Genomic DNA, 17,227 nt, shown 5'->3' with positions numbered 1-17,227 from the left:
GTATCAGCATCCCGCCTGCCCATACTGCTTTTCATACAAAAAGAGCAACGGCTTTGGACATCTGGTAATTATTTTAACTGATTGGCTAGCTGGAGCAATTCCTTGGCATGCTCTTTTGTTAAATCGGTGATTTCAACTCCCGAAATCATTCGCCCGATTTCTTTAATTTTTTCATTATCCGTTAAAGGTTTGACGGTTGTTTTTGTTCGCCCGTCTTTTATGTTTTTGGCAATAAATAAATGTGTATCCGCCATTGCAGCAACCTGCGGCAAGTGCGAAATGCATAAGACCTGCGAGTTTACGGAAACATGGTGAATTTTTTCAGCAATAGCCTGCGCAACCCGGCCGCTGACCCCTGTGTCTACCTCATCGAAAATGATACTGGTAACACCTTGATGCTTTGAAAAAATGCTTTTTAAAGCCAGCATTATTCTCGACAGTTCCCCACCAGAAGCAATCTTTGACAATGGTTTGACAGGCTCTCCTGGGTTGGTGGAAATATAAAATTCTGCCCTGTCAATCCCATTCTTTAAAAAGCTGTCAGGTTCAGAAGAGAATCTGACTTCAAAAACGGTCTTTTCCATATATAATTCCTTAAGCTCTTTGTGGATTAACTTTGTTAATTGAAGTGCCGCCTTTTTCCTCAGCTGGCTCAGCTCTTCCGCTTCAACCAAAAGGTCTTTTTTCAGCGCAGCAACTTCCTTCTGGAGTTTATCAATATGCGTCTCTTTATTTTGAAGCGTTTCGATCTCCTCTTCAATCTTCGCTGCATACTCCAGGACTTCTTCCACCGTCTTCCCATACTTTCGTTTTAAACCGTTAATTTCGTTAAGCCTGTCTTCTATTTCATTGAGCCGCTGAGGGTCATATTCCATAAAGTCCATCTCATTCCGAAGTAATCTTGCAGCGTCCTCCAGCATATAGAAGCTGTTTGATACATTCTCGGCTATTTCTTTATAGGAGGGATCCAGCTCAGCTGCATCCTGCAAATGCCCCATAACCATCCCTATCCAGTCAAGGCCCTTTTGTTCGCCCTGAAGGCCATTATAGCCTGATTGCAGGGAATCATAAATACGCTCAAAGTTAGAAAGCTTTCTTCTTTCTTCGAATAGCTCTTCATCTTCATTTATTTTTAACTGAGCCGACTGGATTTCATCCATCTGGAATTGTATTAAGTCCAGCCGGTGTGCCATTTGCTGTTCATTTTCGCTTAAATTTTTCAGTTTTTTTAACGTACTTTCATACGTTTTGTAAACCCTCTGATATTCTGCTAAAGCGTTCGATATTTTATTCCCGCCAAATTGATCCAGAAGTGATAAATGCATAGTTTCGTCCATCAGCTCCTGGTGCTCATGCTGTCCGTGAATATCGATGAGGGTACTTCCTATTTCCCTTAAGGTTGAGATGGTAACTAGTTTCCCGTTAACTCTGCAGACACTCTTCCCTGACTTTGATATATCCCTCCGCAGGACTACCATGCCATCTTCAATTTCTATGCCAAATTCCGATGTTTTCCTATAACAGGGATGTTTAGGGTCGTCCAGTTGAAACAGCCCTTCAATTTCGGCCTTATCCTCTCCGTGGCGGACAAACTCCGCCGATCCCCTGCCGCCAACAAGCAAATGAATCGCATCTATGATGATGGACTTCCCTGCCCCGGTTTCACCGGTTAAAACAGTTAAGCCCTTTTCAAATGACACAGAAAGGGCTTCTATAATAGCAAAATTTCGTATTGATATTTCATTTAACAATCATATCACCTCATTAGAAAAGCGGAGGCACCTCGGTCACCCCCCGACAAGCACAAGAGGAGCCTCACGGGAAGGTGTTCTTTACCTTTTCTGGGAGGCTTGGCTTGTGACCTCGAGGAGGTAGGCGCTGAAGCTAGACAAGTATCGAAGTACTAGCTCATTTATAATCTAGAGCATTTCAAGAAAACGGTTTGAAATCGCTTCTGTATCCTCTGGTGTTTTGCATATGATTAAACATGTGTCATCGCCGCAAATGGTTCCCAAAATTTCTTCCCAGTCCAAATTATCAATTAGAGCCCCGATGGCCATTGCATTACCAGGAAGAGTCTTCATAACAAGCAGGTGGCCTGCTGTATCTACCCTGACAAAGGCATCCATCAGATTTCTTTTTAGCTTCTGCAATGGATTAAAGCGCTGGTCGGCAGGAAGGCTGTATTTATACCTTCCATCCATTAATGGAACCTTCACAAGATGAAGTTCTTTTATATCCCTCGAGACGGTTGCCTGGGTTACATTAAACCCGGCATTCTTTAATTCATCAACAAGGTCATCCTGAGTTTCAATATCGTTGTTCGTTATAATCTCGCGAATTTTAATGTGTCGCTGGCCTTTATTCACTTTTATCACCTCTATAATTTAAAAGCGTGTATCCGCTTATAGGTACGGCTTTTAAATATTAAATCATAAACAAAGTATAATCTAATCATATGTTAGCCGATTTTCCCTATAAAGTACAATTTTTCCCCGTATAGCATTATAATTCGTGAAAACTCGACAAAATCCCTTCTGGTCAAACAATAAAAGAGGAACAGGCTACCGCCTATTCCTCCCCATTCTCCTGCTTTGTCTTTAACCCGGCATGCGCTTCTTTTACAACTGCATCAGGCTGGAGTTTTAAAAGATATTCTCCTTCTTCTTTGCTGCCCGCCCAATGCAAATGGAGTAAAAACTCTATATTTCCGTCTCCGCCTGTGATTGGCGAGAAAGAGACGTCTTTCACATCATAGCCAAGGCCAAGCGAAAATTCAATAATTTTTCCAAGTACTGATTCATGGACCTTCGGATCTCTGACAATCCCTTTTTTCCCAACCTGTTCACGGCCTGCCTCAAACTGCGGCTTAACAAGAGCCACTACATCACTTCCGGGTACCAGAAGTGTTTTTAGGACAGGCAGAATCAATTTTAACGATATGAAAGAAACATCTATGGAAGCAAAATCAGGCATTCCTGAAGTAAGATCGGCTGGCGTAACATAGCGGAAGTTTGTCCTTTCCATGACCACTACCCGTTCATCCTGCCTTAGCTTCCAGGCAAGTTGATTATAGCCTACATCCAGCGCGTAAGACATCTTGGCGCCGTTTTGCAGTGCACAATCCGTAAAGCCACCTGTGGAGGAACCAATATCAAGCAATATTTTGCCTTTGACATTTAAATCAAATACCTTTAGGGCCTTTTCAAGCTTTAGCCCCCCGCGGCTGACATAAGGCATCACTTTCCCTTTTAAAGTTAAAGGGATATCAACGCTTACTTTCTCGCCGGGTTTATCAAGGCGGCTTTCATTGCTGAATACCAGGCCAGCCATCACAGCTCTTTTAGCTTTTTCCCTAGTTTCGGCAAGACCTCTTTCAACTAATAAAACGTCTAATCGTTCTTTCTTTGTTTTCATTCTTTAAGCCCTTTTTTGTTTTTTTCTTGCTAGTTTGCCGATTCTTTCAACGACATTTTCCACTGTCATGCCGATTTCCTCTAAAAGTTCTTTTACGCTGCCGTGCTCGATAAATTTATCAGGTATGCCCATCCTGTCAATCTCAGCATGATGAAAGCCTTGTTCATGTGCATATTCCAGAACCGCACTCCCAAAGCCGCCCTGAAGGACAGCTTCTTCTATCGTCAGGATTGGCATATTTGCCCCGAACAAATCCTGCAGCATTTTCTCGTCAAGCGGCTTAATAAACCTAGCATTCACCACTTTAATGGAATATCCCTGTTTTTCCAATAGTGAAGCAGCTTTTAAAGCCATGGGAATGGTTGTCCCGAAAGTTAAGATAGCTGCGTCATTTCCTTCTCGAAGAACCTCCCAGGTACCGATAGGAATTGGTTTGAGCTTATCATCCATTGGCACTCCGATGCCATTTCCGCGCGGAAAACGCATGGCGATTGGACCATCATTATATTCGATAGCCGTTTTGACCATGTGCTGGCCTTCATTTTCATCTTTCGGCATCATTAGAACCATGTTCGGCAAATGCCTTAAGAAGGCTATATCAAAGACTCCCTGATGTGTTTCCCCATCTGCCCCCACCAGTCCAGCACGGTCTATTCCAATAAATACATTTAAATTTTGACGCGCGATGTCATGCACAACCTGGTCATAGGCACGCTGCAGGAATGTAGAATAGATAGCAAGGAACGGCTTCATATTTTGCGTTGCCAGCCCAGCAGCAACAGTGGCTGCATGCTGTTCTGCAATTCCTACATCATACATACGATCAGGGAACTCACTTGCAAAGCCCTCCAGCTTTGATCCAACAGGCATTGCAGGGGTTATAGCGACGATTCTTTCATCATTTCTGGCCAGCTTCCTAACTGTCTCGCTGACAAGCTTGCTCCAGCCAGGAGGAGGAGCACTGACAGGTTTAACAAAATCCCCTGTTTCCATCTTATACGGGCCTGTACCATGCCATGTGCCAATCCGATCGCTTTCGGCAGGCTGATAGCCCTTTCCTTTCTTCGTTATGACATGGAGAAGAACAGGTCCCTCAGTTTTCTTCGCATAAGCCAAATTCTCAAATAAATCGTCATAACTGTGTCCGTCCACAGGTCCCAGGTATGTAAAGCCCAACTCTTCGAAAAACATTCCTGAAACAAATAAATATTTCAGGCTATCCTTTAGCCTCTCAGCAGTAGAGGCTAATTTTCCGCCCACTGCAGGCACTTTCTTTAAAAAATATTCAAGTTCATCTTTTACCCAATTATATTTGCCAGCTGTCCTTAGTCTTCCCAGGACATTATGCAATGCTCCAACATTTGGGGCAATCGACATTTCATTATCATTTAAAATAACAATCATATTCTTTTTTTCATGGCCAATATGGTTTAAGGCCTCTAAAGCCATTCCGCCGGTTAATGCCCCATCCCCTATGACTGGAATTACATAATTATTCTCTTTTTTCAAATCTCTTGCGATGGCCATTCCCATTGCGGCAGATAAGGATGTGGAGCTATGCCCCGTTTCCCAAACATCATGCTCGCTTTCAACCATCTTAGGGAAGCCGCAAAGACCCTTATACTGCCTTAATGTATCAAATTGGCATGCACGGCCCGTCAATACTTTATGCACATAGGATTGATGTCCGACGTCCCATATAATTTTATCCTTGGGGCTATTAAAACATTTATGAAGCGCTACAGTTAATTCCACGACACCGAGGTTTGGGCCGATATGCCCACCGGTACCCGACAGCTTTTCGATCAGGAATTCTCGGATATCCTGGCTTAGATTTTCAAGTTCCTTATTAGAGAGCCCCTTTAAAAAGGAAGGGTCTTTAATTGATAACAGATCCATTCTGCGGACCACTCACTTTCTTCTCTTATTCGTCCGTTGTTTTAATTTCGTCTTTTTCTTGTCTTTTATTATAACAATATGGAATTTATCCTCAAGAAAATGCAGGACCTTCCCTACCTGGAAGATAATATCTTTAGAGTACCTTATTGCAAGCGATTTTCCAAATGCTTTTCCTCCCACGGTCGTGGCAGCAATAATGCTTGTTATGATTACTGAAGAAGCATATTCAAAAAGGCTGCTGTCATTCATCTTAAATGAGACCGTTAGCTGCACTATGACGATTGCAGCCGCCGCCCCGCTGATAATGCCAGAAATATCGCCAATAACATCATTGCAAAAACTGGCGAACCGGTCGGCATTTCTAACGATGCGAATCGAATGCCTGGCTCCAAAAACTTTATTCGAGGCCATAGAATGAAAAGGCACCTCATCTGCAGCAGTGGCAGCAATTCCTATCATATCAAAAAAAATGCCGATTAAAACAATAAATCCAACAACAATCAGTCCAGTTCCCCATGATACACCGTTTAATATGGAGTTTGAAATAATTGAAAAAAGAGCCGCTAGCACAAAAGTGATAACGGCAATACTGAAGCTCCATTTAATCGAATTTCGCAGCAACTCTCTCATTTCTGTAAAACTTCCTTTTTGGATAAAGAATGAAAAAGAGGCGGAGCTCGCCGTTTTTTCGCGAAATCGATTCCGCTTGTCAGCTTCAGCAAGAGCTTCGCCACTTTATTTGTGCTTATTAAGCTTTAACCGCTCGTCAACCTGCCATTAAAGCGCTTATATATGTATAAGAGGGGCAAACCCCTCAGAAACTCGAAAGAAGGATGGCCATACAAAGGGTTAAGATTGCGGCTTAGGTCCAGTAGGTTTTCCCAAGCGAATACCGGATGTCGCCATACCGGCGGTTTCCCTTTAAATCCGCCTTAGCCGTGTCGCCACCAGCTAGACTGGATTGCCACTTAGTCCGCACTATAATCCCCTTTATATGTCATTGGAACAGTCTAGGAGATTTCCTCGGCAGCCTTTAAACCATTTCCCTAGCCTCTTTTGCAAAGAAGATTTCATACAGGCGAAAAAGCATATATCAATGGCCAACTGATGTATGCCCTTATAACTGTAATCCCCTCTCTCTTCACTCAAGGCAGGCTACGCTGCTAGTGACCTCCCATGGGACCACATTGCAGGTTCATAACCCGAGACCATAGGGCCGTACGCTTTCGCTCAAGCCTGATCATCGGGGCCTCCGCGGTGAAAGGGTCAACGCCCACATGCCTTTGCAGATCGCCCTTACACCTTACTCCCTGAATCGACCCAAGGCTGGGCGCCTCAAGCCAAAACAAGGAACTTCATCGATGTGCCCTTTAGTGGATTTTTAGCCCCACCTTCAGGAATGGTAGACCGACTAGAATACTGCACCATCCATATATATCTATTATACCATATTTGCGATTGTCCAACAATCGGCCCCTGCCCAGCCCTCTTAATGGTCCCTGCTGGCTATTAAATCTGTTATCGCCTCAAGGAGTTCCGTATTTAATCCAGTTTCTCTCAATTTTTCCTTGGCAGCCTTTATGTGGCTATCAAGCGCTTCTTTAGCCCCCTCCATTGTAAGAAGGGAAGGGTAAGTGCTTTTGTTTTTTGATTCATCGCTGCCAATAGGCTTTCCAATCTTATCTTCTGTGCCTTCAAGATCGAGAATATCATCCCTGATTTGGAAAGCCAGCCCCAGATGATAGGCAAAACGGGATAAAGCCTGAACGGTTTCCTGACCGGCTTGTGCCAATATTGCCCCCGATACAACACTGCACTCCAGAAGCTTACCTGTTTTATGCAAGTGGATGTATTCAAGATCTTCCAAAGCTAACTGCTGCCCTTCCCCATTAATATCTGCTACCTGTCCGCCAACCATCCCTTCTGCTCCGGATGCTTTGGACAGTTCCTTAATTAAAGAAAGCTTTATCTCAGCTGAAGCAAATTCATCCGGTGTTTCGGCGACGGACTGGAAGCTATATGTAAGCAGTGCATCTCCTGCCAGAATGGCAAAGGCTTCTCCAAAGATTTTATGGTTCGTTGGTTTTCCTCGCCTCAAATCATCATCATCCATGCTCGGAAGGTCATCATGTATGAGCGAGTATGTATGAACCATCTCAATTGCTGCAGCCGTCCACAAACCTTTAACAGTATCCTCCCCAAATGCAGCCAATGTAGCAAATAACAGCATTGGCCTAATGCGCTTGCCTCCTGCCTCAAGAGAATAAAGCATTGATTCTTTTACCGCAGGAGGAGCATTCAATTTGCTGATGCTTTCCTTTAGCTGGTTTTCCAAAATTTGTTTATGGTGTTCAGAAAAAGAAACAAAGGATTGTTGCAGCAATGTTATTCCTCCTCAGGAATGGCGAAGTTTTCCTTACGGCCATCCTCCGTCAGTATTTCTGTTAGCTGTGATTCAACATTTTTCAATTTATCATGGCATAGCTTAGAAAGCTCCATGCCCTTCTTATATATATTAATTGCTTCTTCAAGGGGGACATCCCCTTCCTCAAGCTTTTCGACAATAACCTCCAGCTGATCCATTGCTTCTTCAAATGTAAGCTTTTTCTCATCCGCCATGCGATTCACTCCCCAATATCCGTTACCCGGCAATTAATTGTACCATCTGAAACTTTAACCTTTATTTGGTCACTCACCTTAATTTGAGTGACGGTCTTTATCAGTTTTTCCTTTTCTGTATATGCAAGGCTGTAGCCTCTATCCATTATTTTAAGAGGGCTAAGTGCTTCCAAAGTAGAAACAGCCCTCGCAAAGTCCTTTTCCTTGGCAGCAGCAATATTGCCCATCGCTCTGTTAAGAAGCTTATGCAGCCTGTCGTGCTTTTCCTTGGCCTGCTCCTTCAATTGTCCAGGGTGGCTGCGGTGCAATCGTTTCTGCAAAGCATCTGCTTGCTCAAGCTTTAAATCATGCAGCCTTTTGGATCCCCTCACAAGCTGTTCGTTCAGTTTATCAAGCTGCTCTAATTTCTGCTCATACAGCTTTTGAGGGTACCGGAAAGCATAAGACTTTTGCACCCTTAGGATCCTTTCATTTTGAAGAACAACTTGTTCTTTCATTGCTCTTATTAGCCTCGATTGCCTATTGAATAGCCTCTCTGTTAAATCGTCAATATGAGGGACAGCCATTTCGGCTGCTCCCGTAGGTGTAGGAGCCCTTAAGTCTGCCACAAAGTCGGCTATAGTAAAGTCGGTTTCATGTCCAACAGCTGCTATAATAGGAACTTCAGATTGAAAGATTGCCCTTGCGACCGGCTCTTCGTTAAAAGCCCAAAGCTCTTCAATGGAGCCACCTCCCCGGCCAATAATTAAGACATCAGCCTCTCCGGAGACATTCGCCATTTGTATTGCTCTCACGATGGATGGCGCAGCCTGGTTTCCTTGAACCAATGCAGGATAAATAAGGATATTTGCAATCGGATAACGCCTTTTAATTGTAGTTAGAATATCTCTGATAGCAGCTCCTGTTGGCGAGGTGACAACAGCTACTGTTTTTGGATAACGAGGTATGGCTTTTTTATAATTGCGTGAAAACAGCCCTTCTTTTTCAAGCTTTTCTTTTAGCTGTTCGTAGGCAAGATAAAGTTCTCCAATCCCATCCGGCTGCATTTCTTTTATATATATTTGATATTGCCCGCTTGGTTCGTAGACCGAAATTTCACCCCGGACCAAGACTTTCATGCCATTCTCTGGCCTGAATTTCATTGATCGGGTATTCCCTGCAAACATTACAGCCAAAATGCGGGCCTTCTCATCCTTCAATGTAAAATACATATGGCCGCTGGAATGCTGTTTAAAGTTTGATATTTCTCCCTTGACCATAATATTTTGCAAATGAGGATCAGCATCAAATTTTCTTTTTATGTACTTTGTTAAAGCGTTGACTGTTAGATACTGCTGTTCCTTCATAACAATCTCCTTTTATGCAGAAGACGCCAATTGAGCATCAAAAGCAAGAGCAATAAACTGCATAGACAGCAAAAAACTGCCCCTCCACTTAATATTTAGTCTTTTGGCCTGCATGCATTCGCACTCAAAACAAAAACCTAAATATAGCATAATGGAAATGGACAGATTTTGCATCTGCATTGGAAGTTAGCAAAAAAACGATTAGTGTTTGCTTTGGGCAGACCTTGCTGCTTTTAATGTGTTATACATAAGCATTGTAATTGTCATCGGGCCTACTCCGCCTGGAACTGGCGTTATATATCCAGCTTTTTCTTTAACCCCGTCAAAATCAACATCACCGCAAAGCTTGCCTTCATGATTTCGATTCATGCCAACATCTATAATTATTGCACCTTTTTTCACATGGTCTTCTGTTATTAACCCTGCCTTTCCCACAGCTGCAACGAGAATATCCGCTCTTCTTGTATGTTCCTTTAAGTCAGCTGTTTTGGAATGGCAATAGGTAACCGTAGCATCTTCATTTAAAAACAACTGCCCCGAAGGCTTTCCAACTATATTGCTTCGGCCGACAACTACCACGTGCTTGCCGGCAATATCAGCCCCGATATAATCCAGCATCTCCATAATGCCAAAGGGAGTACAAGGAACAAAGGCATCTTGGCCGGTCATCATTCTGCCAATATTTATCGGGTGAAAGCCATCCACATCCTTTTTAGGCGAAATCGTTTCAATTATGACCTTTTCATTAATATGGACAGGAAGCGGCAATTGGACAAGTATTCCGTGTATATCCGGATTTTCATTTAACTCTTTTATTTTCCTGATAAGCTCTTCCTCACTGACTTCTTTCGGAAGTTCAATCAGCAACGAATACATCCCCAGTTTATTACAGGTTTTTTGTTTATTGGACACATAGGTTTTAGAAGCCTGATTATCTCCCACTAAAATAACTGCAAGGCCTGGTGTAATTCCATTTGCCTTCAGCTTTTGCACTTCATCGCCTATGAAACCCTGTTTAACTCTTGCAATCTCTTTGCCGTCTATTAATTTTGCAGCCATTATTTATCCCCCTATCAGGACAGCGGAAGCGCCTAATGATGAGGAACACCGGCATAGCACCGGCGCCCGCACATCCTGTGCAAGTCCGAACCAGATATTTTTAAAGCTGTTCTTTCACCTTGGAAAGGACACCATTTATAAACTTGCTTGACTGTTCATCGCCGTATAATTTTGCAATTTCAATTGCTTCATCCAGCACGACATTTGCTGGAACATCCTCACTAAGATACAGGAGTTCAAACACTGATAATCGCAAAAGGTTGCGGTCCACTGTAGCAAGCCTTTCCAAAGTCCACTTTTCAAGGTGTTTTTTTATCTCCGCATCAATTTTTTCCTTATACTGAGAAACACCTGATACAAGTTTGCTTAAATACTCATCAGTTGGTGCACCTTCTAAAACATGTTCAATGGCGGACTCTGTTTCTACCTGGCTTACATCGATTTGAAATAAAGCCTGCAATGCTTTCTCTCTGGCTGTTCTTCTCTTCATCTTCTTCTTTAACTCCTTTATGGCTAACGTTGTGGTTTTTCATTTTTGAGCATATACACGTCCAAAAATAACATAACAAGATAATAGCACAAGTAAGGGATATTCGCACTAAGCAATAACAATAAGGTTCATTTCAGTACTTGTATGGATAATCCGTTAAAAAGCCTTTCCTTTATAAAAGTTATTTTCCCATTAAAAAATTTCTTTATAACAGTCTTTGAGATGAAGAGAATAAAAAAACAGAAAAGCCAAAGACTCTGTCAGATGTCTTTGGCTTGGTGAAGTTTATTACATTTCCTGCTCGTATTCAATCTCATGCTTCTGGTTTTCGAACATGATTCCTACTACATGGATATTTACTTCCTGTGCATCAAGGGCTGTCATATTCAAAAGCGCCTGGCGGATATTGTCCTGAATTTCTTGTGCAACACTTGGAATGGATACGCCAAACTTCATCAGGCAATATACATCCACTTTAATTCCTTCTTCGGTTAATTCAACCTTAACCCCTTTGCCATGGTTCTTTTTGCCGAGCCTTTCTACTACACCTGTAGCGAAATTGCCGCGCATTTGCGCAACCCCTTCCACTTCAGAAGCGGCAATGCCAGCAATAACTTCAATCACTTCCGGAGCAATTTCAACCTTGCCAAGCCCTGAGTTTTCATGGCTCATTTCAAGAATGTTATTTTCACTCATTATGGCACCTCCATCAATCTTAAGAATTCATTACATCATGCAATTCCAGGAATTTTGTATTAAACTGCCCTTCCACGAATTTTTCATGGCTGAGGAGCTTGAGGTGAAATGGAATTGTCGTATGTACACCTTCAACAACAAATTCACTTAAAGCTCTCTTCATTCGGGAAATGGCCTCTTCTCTAGTATTGCCGTACGTAATCACTTTTGCAATCATGGAATCATAATATGGCGGAATCATATAGCCAGGATATGCCGCAGAATCGACTCTGACACCCAATCCGCCCGGCGGCAGATACATGTTGATTTTGCCTGCAGACGGCATAAAGTTCTTTTCCGGATTTTCTGCATTAATGCGGCATTCAATCGACCAGCCGTTAAAAGTAACATCTTCCTGGCTGATATAAAGCTTTTCACCGGAAGCAACTTTAATCTGCTCTTTGATCAAATCGACCCCAGTAACCATTTCTGTAACAGGGTGCTCCACCTGGATGCGCGTATTCATCTCCATAAAGTAGAACCTGCGATTTTGGTAATCGTAGATAAATTCTATTGTGCCTGCACCTGTATAATCAACCGCTTTGGCAGCTTTTACAGCAGCATTGCCCATCTCTTCACGGGTTTCCCCATCAAGGGCTGGTGAAGGAGTTTCCTCCAGAAGCTTTTGCAAACGTCTCTGTATGGAACAATCCCTTTCTCCCAGATGTATGGTGTTTCCGTAATTGTCTGCCAGCACCTGTATCTCAACATGGCGGAAGTCCTCTATATATTTTTCAATATATACTCCAGGGTTTCCAAACGCCGTTAAGGCCTCCTGCTGGGTAATGGTGATTCCTTTAATCAGCTCCTGCTCAGTACGCGCAACGCGAATCCCCTTGCCGCCGCCCCCGGCAGTTGCTTTTATAATCACCGGATATTCAATCTTCTCAGCAAGCTGAATGGCATCTTCAACATCCTTAATAATTCCGTTGGAGCCGGGAACAATCGGAACTCCTGCTTCTTTCATCGTTTCCCTCGCAATATCCTTCGTACCCATTTTGCTTATGGCTTCAGGAGTCGGGCCGACAAAAATGATGTTGCATTCCCTGCAAAGCTCAGCAAAATCAGCATTTTCTGCTAGGAACCCGTATCCTGGATGGATTGCGTCACAGCCTGTAAGCTTTGCAACACTAACAATATTTGTAAAATTCAAGTAGCTGTCCTTTGATGCTGTCGGGCCAATGCAATAAGCCTCGTCCGCAAGCTGGACATGCAGGGCCTCTCTGTCAGCCTCTGAAAAAACGGCTACTGATTCTATTCCCATTTCGCGCGCTGCGCGGATGATGCGAACAGCTATCTCTCCTCTGTTAGCAATCAAGAGTTTTTTTATCATTCTGTTACCGCTCCTTATTCAGGCTTTACTAAAAATAGTGGCTGGCCATACTCTACTAACTGACCGTCCTTAACAAGCACTTCTACAATTTCCCCATTGACTTCAGCTTCAATTTCATTAAACAGTTTCATTGCTTCCACTATGCAGACAATAGAATCTTTTGTAACTATAGAACCTGCTTTAACATATGCATCTGCATCCGGGGAAGAAGACTGATAAAAAGTCCCTACCATCGGAGACACAATTTTATGCAGGTTTGCGTCCGCGGATGGTGCTTGTTGGACAGGCTCTTGTGCAGGTGCTTCAGCTATAGGCGCTTCCACTTTTACAGCTGCCGGCTGGACTGGCTGCGGAGCCGGAGCTGCAGCTGGCTGAACTTGCTGTACAACTGCCGCTTCATTGCCTTTTTTCTTCATTTTAATTTTTGAACCCTCATACTCGTATACGAATTCATCAATATTTGACTGATCAACCAGCTTGATCAGTTCACGTATTTCCTGTACTTTTAACATTTTGGCACCCCTTGTTTTCTCACTGCTTTCCATCCCCTCTTTCGCCATTTAGAAAAACTTTGGAAGAATAGAGAAAGGAAGAATGGGAATGTTCCGCATGATTTAATTATGACTAGATACTAATATCATACGATAAGACCTTATCAAAGTTCAACATCGTATTATGTAATGTATACCCTTTCTCCATTCGTCCTCTAAAACCATTTTAATGTTTTTCGAAATTTTTGTGAAATGTTACGAAGGATTTTCACTAAATATCACGAAATATTGATTGTAAAGGGGACTTTAGTACCAGAGAGGATCTGTATAAGTAGGAAAACCATTGAGGAATTAAGAAAGAGGATCTTATTAGCAAAAATTCGCTTGTGGTGAAGGCTGCTTTTGTAAAATATATCAGATTATAACTCTTTAACCACTCAAATCCATAAGGCCTCTTCGTCCATAGGAGTATCAATTGGGGAGTTTAGTTCAGTTGTTGAGGAGGCGAGCGCTTCCCTCCAGGAAATTTCCTCCTCTGCCGCATTCCAGACTGAGCAATATGAACATCTTGTTAAATCGATTAAAAAAGCCCATTATTCGATGGAACACCTAATTAATCTTCAGAAATAGCATCATTTACATTTATGAGAACTAAAAAGGTCCCCGCAAGTTATTCCACGGGCACCTTTTTTAGTTCTGTGATTACTTGGCAACTTGGAATTCAACCGCAACTGCTTCAAGCTGTCCAATTTCATTTCTTACTTCCTGAATGATCTTGTTTGCTGCAGAAGGCGAATGGTCTTTTGCCTTTACTGTAATCTGAACCTTTTTGCCATCTGCGCGAACAAGCACATCTTCGTAATCCATTGCTCTGATTAACGTTTCAAGCATCGCTTCTTTTTGGGCTATTTCATTTAAATCATCGATTTGATCCTTTGCCTTCATTCTTTCTTCAGCAGGAAGGTCTGTCTGGCCCAGGACTGTTGTTAGCTCTTCTTTCATGCGGCTGCGCTCGTCATCAAGCTGCAGGCGCAAAGTTTCGAACATTTCATCACTGGCTGTGTTTGTAATAATGGCATTGCCATCTTCACTTTCAACCGCTTCCATTTCCCCATTTGCCTTCTCTTCCATTGCAGCGAGATCATTCCCTTTCTGCTCCGGAGATGTTACATAATACACGGACAATACAACTACCAAACTTAGCATTGTTAATAACCAAACCGTTTGTTTCTTTAAAAGCATCTATTATTCCCCCTTAGTTTTTTTAGGCATTACGGAAACTCTGTGGCTTGGTACATCAAGCGCTCTTGTAACTGCCTCAATAATCCATTTTTTCACTTGTATATTTTCAGCTCCCTTTGCAACAATCAGTACACCCCTAATTTCAGGTTTCTTGGTTTCTATTACAATCGGAACCTCTTTCTCGCCATTTCGGACAATCACAAGCTGTTCCTCCTGTGATTGGTCCTCTACTTTTCTTTTACCGCCTTCCCGATCTGTTTCATCGGTTTTTTGTTTTTGGGTCGTTTTGTTTTTTTCAAGCACTTTCTTCTCTGTTGCATCCACATTGACGACGACCGTAGTATCACCTACGCCGACAATCGCATCAAGAGCCTCTTTTATTTGTGCTTCATATGCCTTTTCATAATTGGCAATTTCGTCATTTCCCCCAGATTGCTTCTGGCCGAACACAGGTACCTCATCCTCCTGCTTCGCCTCTTCTTCGTTTTTAAAAACGGACATATCTTCAGTAGAGGCATTCTCTTTAAACAGCGTATTGCTGATCAGCATGATCGCTGCGCCAAAGAGGAGAACAAGAAGCAAGTATTGGTATTTACCGGCTTTTTTATCGGGCTGCCCGTCTTTAGAGAGTAATTTCTTTAACCATGCGAAAGGACCTTTTTCATTATCCATCCCTATCCATATTCCCCCCTTCTACCAGTACCTCGATTGATTTTGCGTCTACATTCCATTTTTGTGCGAGAAGAGAAGCGACTTTTTTTGCCTCATCATGTTCAGCCCTGCTGGATGGAAGAGGTTTCCCGGTATTGATTTCCACTTTTGTAACCACTTCTACAGCTTCAGCTTCTGCATCTTTTGCTCTTAATTGGATCATGACCTTTTGCAGGTTATCCGGGAAGGCTTGATCACTGCTTTCATCTACTAAAATATCAATGTTAGCAATTTCCAGACCGTACTGTTCCATCAACTCCTCTTCTGCGTCCTGTTTCATGTGGACAGCCATTTGTTCTAAAATATATGCATCACTTGAGGCTTGTATTTCTTTTTTCTTCATTTCTATTAAATTTTCCATATTTTTTTCGCCGGATGCTTCAAAAACAGGCACTGAAGCCATCGCTTCTTCAAAATCGCTGGATATCATTTTTAAAATTGGCGTAAGAATAATTGCGATTAGCAGAAGCCCTGTCACCATTTTTGTATACTTCTGCAGCTTTGAACTTGGAAGGAGCATATCAATGACAGTGGCCAGCAGAACAAATAATATGATGTTCGTTATCCATTCTTTTATAAAATCCACTTCATCCCCCCCTATCTAACCATCATGGTCAAATTCCCGGCTGCAATGATGACAGTAATACTAAGGAAAAACATCAAGGAAACTATGGCCAGAGCGGCAAAAACGTATATGACACTTTTGCTGATAATATCCAGGCAGGATATTATCGGACCTCCTCCCAGCGGCTGCAAAATGGCAGCAGCGAATTTATATATAAACGCAATCATTAGTATTTTGATTGCCGGAAAAGCGGCTATGATCAGGAGGATCGCTACACCTGCAATGCCTACTGTATTCTTTAATAGAACCGAGGCGCTAATGACAGTATCTGTTGCATCGGTAAACATCCTTCCGATAACCGGAATAAAATTCCCCGTGATAAACTTTGCCGTACGTATTGTAATTCCATCGGTGACTGCGGCGGAGGCTCCCTGTACTGAAATGACTCCCAAAAACACTGTCAGGAACATACCGAGAAGCCCTATACTCCAATTTCGGAGCAAATTTGCAAGCTGGGTTACCTTGTAATGCTCGGAAAGCGTGCTGACAATGCTTAATAATGCTGATAAAAATAGGAGCGGAAGGATGACATATTGAATAAACAAGCCGCTGACATTCATTAAAAACAAAATCACTGGGTGAAAAAAAGCAGCTGATACCACTCCTCCGGACGAAGCAATTAGGGCAAGCAGCAGCGGGATAAGAGCCATTATGAAGGAAACCATCGTTGAAATTGTTTCTTGTGTGTAGTCAATCGCTACATGGAAGCTATTTAGGGCAATAATGATTAAAACCATAAACACAATTGCATACGCTGCTTTGCTGACTGTGCTTTTTTCAAATGAATTTTGCAGCGACTGCAGAAACATGCTGAACACTGTCAGCAAAATTAATGTGCCAAGCAATTTTCCATTTACTATAAATTCATGAAAAACAAACTTCATTGCTCCGGAACCCCATTCTTTAAGTGAGAATTCCTTATCCCCCTTGATGAATTCATAGAGGCTCCCTTTTTGGCTTTCCGGCAAAAAACCTCCATACTCTGTCGTTATTTCTTCCCAAAAGCCTTTCAGTTCATCTAGATTAAGGGATTCAACCTGCGATTCCACTAAATCCTGGGGGGAAATCGTTTCATCTATTTCGCCGGTCTTTGGTGAGGCTTGTACAATTGGTGCCAGTAAAAAAAATAGGATTAGATTGGACAATAAAATTTTCTGCATCCTTTGCTTCATTTTTTCACCTCTTTTATAAGACCCTATCGTGCAGCTTTGCCAGCATCAGGGAGGCTTGTCTTTCATAACAGGCCTGCAAGGTTAATTG

At 42.5% G+C, this 17,227-nt stretch carries 17 protein-coding genes; all 17 read right to left on the bottom strand.

Annotation, left to right across the window (positions count from 1 at the left end; genetic code table 11):
- Positions 1–68: 68 nt before the first annotated feature.
- The 17 genes from recN to spoIIIAE all read right to left on the bottom strand — a co-directional run bounded on the left by recN (position 69) and on the right by spoIIIAE (position 17,139).
- On the bottom strand, positions 69–1,751 hold the full coding sequence (gene recN / locus IQ19_RS06740; protein WP_144541271.1) for a DNA repair protein RecN: 1,683 nt from the start codon (positions 1,749–1,751) through the stop codon (positions 69–71).
- A gap of 168 nt (positions 1,752–1,919) precedes the next feature.
- A complete protein-coding gene (gene ahrC / locus IQ19_RS06735; protein WP_009332889.1) occupies positions 1,920–2,369 on the bottom strand; it encodes a transcriptional regulator AhrC/ArgR in 450 nt (149 codons plus the stop codon).
- Between the two features lie 202 nt (positions 2,370–2,571).
- Positions 2,572–3,417, bottom strand: coding sequence for a TlyA family RNA methyltransferase (locus tag IQ19_RS06730; protein ID WP_144541269.1), 846 nt, complete (start codon positions 3,415–3,417; stop codon positions 2,572–2,574).
- Between the two features lie 3 nt (positions 3,418–3,420).
- Positions 3,421–5,316, bottom strand: a complete 1,896-nt coding sequence (gene dxs, locus IQ19_RS06725) for a 1-deoxy-D-xylulose-5-phosphate synthase (RefSeq protein ID WP_144541267.1) — start codon at positions 5,314–5,316, stop codon at positions 3,421–3,423.
- Positions 5,317–5,328: 12 nt separating this feature from the next.
- Entirely contained in the window at positions 5,329–5,946 is a 618-nt protein-coding gene (locus IQ19_RS06720; RefSeq protein WP_144541265.1) for a CNNM metal transporter family protein, read from the bottom strand.
- Between the two features lie 859 nt (positions 5,947–6,805).
- A complete protein-coding gene (locus IQ19_RS06715) occupies positions 6,806–7,696 on the bottom strand; it encodes a polyprenyl synthetase family protein (protein ID WP_144541959.1) in 891 nt (296 codons plus the stop codon).
- 5 nt (positions 7,697–7,701) lie between these two features.
- On the bottom strand, positions 7,702–7,935 hold the full coding sequence (locus IQ19_RS06710; protein WP_110064367.1) for an exodeoxyribonuclease VII small subunit: 234 nt from the start codon (positions 7,933–7,935) through the stop codon (positions 7,702–7,704).
- A 5-nt stretch (positions 7,936–7,940) separates the two neighbouring features.
- On the bottom strand, positions 7,941–9,281 hold the full coding sequence (gene xseA / locus IQ19_RS06705) for an exodeoxyribonuclease VII large subunit (RefSeq protein WP_144541263.1): 1,341 nt from the start codon (positions 9,279–9,281) through the stop codon (positions 7,941–7,943).
- 201 nt (positions 9,282–9,482) lie between these two features.
- Positions 9,483–10,340, bottom strand: coding sequence for a bifunctional methylenetetrahydrofolate dehydrogenase/methenyltetrahydrofolate cyclohydrolase FolD (gene folD, locus IQ19_RS06700; protein WP_144541261.1), 858 nt, complete (start codon positions 10,338–10,340; stop codon positions 9,483–9,485).
- A gap of 100 nt (positions 10,341–10,440) precedes the next feature.
- Positions 10,441–10,830, bottom strand: a complete 390-nt coding sequence (gene nusB / locus IQ19_RS06695; RefSeq protein WP_144541259.1) for a transcription antitermination factor NusB — start codon at positions 10,828–10,830, stop codon at positions 10,441–10,443.
- Between the two features lie 288 nt (positions 10,831–11,118).
- A complete protein-coding gene (locus IQ19_RS06690; protein ID WP_144541257.1) occupies positions 11,119–11,526 on the bottom strand; it encodes an Asp23/Gls24 family envelope stress response protein in 408 nt (135 codons plus the stop codon).
- 19 nt (positions 11,527–11,545) lie between these two features.
- Complete coding sequence (accC, locus tag IQ19_RS06685; protein ID WP_144541255.1) at positions 11,546–12,898, bottom strand: acetyl-CoA carboxylase biotin carboxylase subunit; 1,353 nt, start codon at positions 12,896–12,898, stop codon at positions 11,546–11,548.
- Between the two features lie 14 nt (positions 12,899–12,912).
- Positions 12,913–13,410, bottom strand: coding sequence for an acetyl-CoA carboxylase biotin carboxyl carrier protein (gene accB / locus IQ19_RS06680; protein ID WP_144541253.1), 498 nt, complete (start codon positions 13,408–13,410; stop codon positions 12,913–12,915).
- A 681-nt stretch (positions 13,411–14,091) separates the two neighbouring features.
- Entirely contained in the window at positions 14,092–14,631 is a 540-nt protein-coding gene (locus IQ19_RS06675; RefSeq protein ID WP_144541251.1) for a SpoIIIAH-like family protein, read from the bottom strand.
- 3 nt (positions 14,632–14,634) lie between these two features.
- On the bottom strand, positions 14,635–15,303 hold the full coding sequence (gene spoIIIAG, locus IQ19_RS06670) for a stage III sporulation protein AG (RefSeq protein WP_144541249.1): 669 nt from the start codon (positions 15,301–15,303) through the stop codon (positions 14,635–14,637).
- A complete protein-coding gene (spoIIIAF, locus tag IQ19_RS06665) occupies positions 15,296–15,928 on the bottom strand; it encodes a stage III sporulation protein AF (RefSeq protein ID WP_144541247.1) in 633 nt (210 codons plus the stop codon). The genes spoIIIAG and spoIIIAF overlap by 8 nt, the downstream gene beginning before the upstream one ends.
- Before the next feature lie 11 nt (positions 15,929–15,939).
- Positions 15,940–17,139, bottom strand: coding sequence for a stage III sporulation protein AE (gene spoIIIAE, locus IQ19_RS06660; protein ID WP_144541245.1), 1,200 nt, complete (start codon positions 17,137–17,139; stop codon positions 15,940–15,942).
- Positions 17,140–17,227: the final 88 nt, after the last annotated feature.

Origin of the sequence: Cytobacillus oceanisediminis (assembly GCF_007830235.1) — a bacterium.
Taxonomy (GTDB): Bacteria; Bacillota; Bacilli; order Bacillales; family Cytobacillaceae; genus Cytobacillus; species Cytobacillus oceanisediminis.
Note: the sequence above shows the minus strand (reverse complement) of the source record. Positions and strands in the feature narration are given on the sequence as shown.

Bases quoted from the DNA above. Each gene is read 5' to 3' on its own strand.
- IQ19_RS06720 (WP_144541265.1), bottom strand. From the start codon at position 5,946: ATGAGAGAGTTGCTGCGAAATTCGATTAAATGGAGCTTCAGTATTGCC.
- nusB (WP_144541259.1), bottom strand. From the start codon at position 10,830: ATGAAGAGAAGAACAGCCAGAGAGAAAGCATTGCAGGCTTTATTTCAA.
- dxs (WP_144541267.1), bottom strand. From the start codon at position 5,316: ATGGATCTGTTATCAATTAAAGACCCTTCCTTTTTAAAGGGGCTCTCT.
- IQ19_RS06710 (WP_110064367.1), bottom strand. From the start codon at position 7,935: ATGGCGGATGAGAAAAAGCTTACATTTGAAGAAGCAATGGATCAGCTG.
- accC (WP_144541255.1), bottom strand. From the start codon at position 12,898: ATGATAAAAAAACTCTTGATTGCTAACAGAGGAGAGATAGCTGTTCGC.
- folD (WP_144541261.1), bottom strand. From the start codon at position 10,340: ATGGCTGCAAAATTAATAGACGGCAAAGAGATTGCAAGAGTTAAACAG.
- IQ19_RS06690 (WP_144541257.1), bottom strand. From the start codon at position 11,526: ATGAGTGAAAATAACATTCTTGAAATGAGCCATGAAAACTCAGGGCTT.
- spoIIIAG (WP_144541249.1), bottom strand. From the start codon at position 15,303: ATGGATAATGAAAAAGGTCCTTTCGCATGGTTAAAGAAATTACTCTCT.
- IQ19_RS06675 (WP_144541251.1), bottom strand. From the start codon at position 14,631: ATGCTTTTAAAGAAACAAACGGTTTGGTTATTAACAATGCTAAGTTTG.
- accB (WP_144541253.1), bottom strand. From the start codon at position 13,410: ATGTTAAAAGTACAGGAAATACGTGAACTGATCAAGCTGGTTGATCAG.
- spoIIIAE (WP_144541245.1), bottom strand. From the start codon at position 17,139: ATGAAGCAAAGGATGCAGAAAATTTTATTGTCCAATCTAATCCTATTT.
- IQ19_RS06730 (WP_144541269.1), bottom strand. From the start codon at position 3,417: ATGAAAACAAAGAAAGAACGATTAGACGTTTTATTAGTTGAAAGAGGT.
- xseA (WP_144541263.1), bottom strand. From the start codon at position 9,281: ATGAAGGAACAGCAGTATCTAACAGTCAACGCTTTAACAAAGTACATA.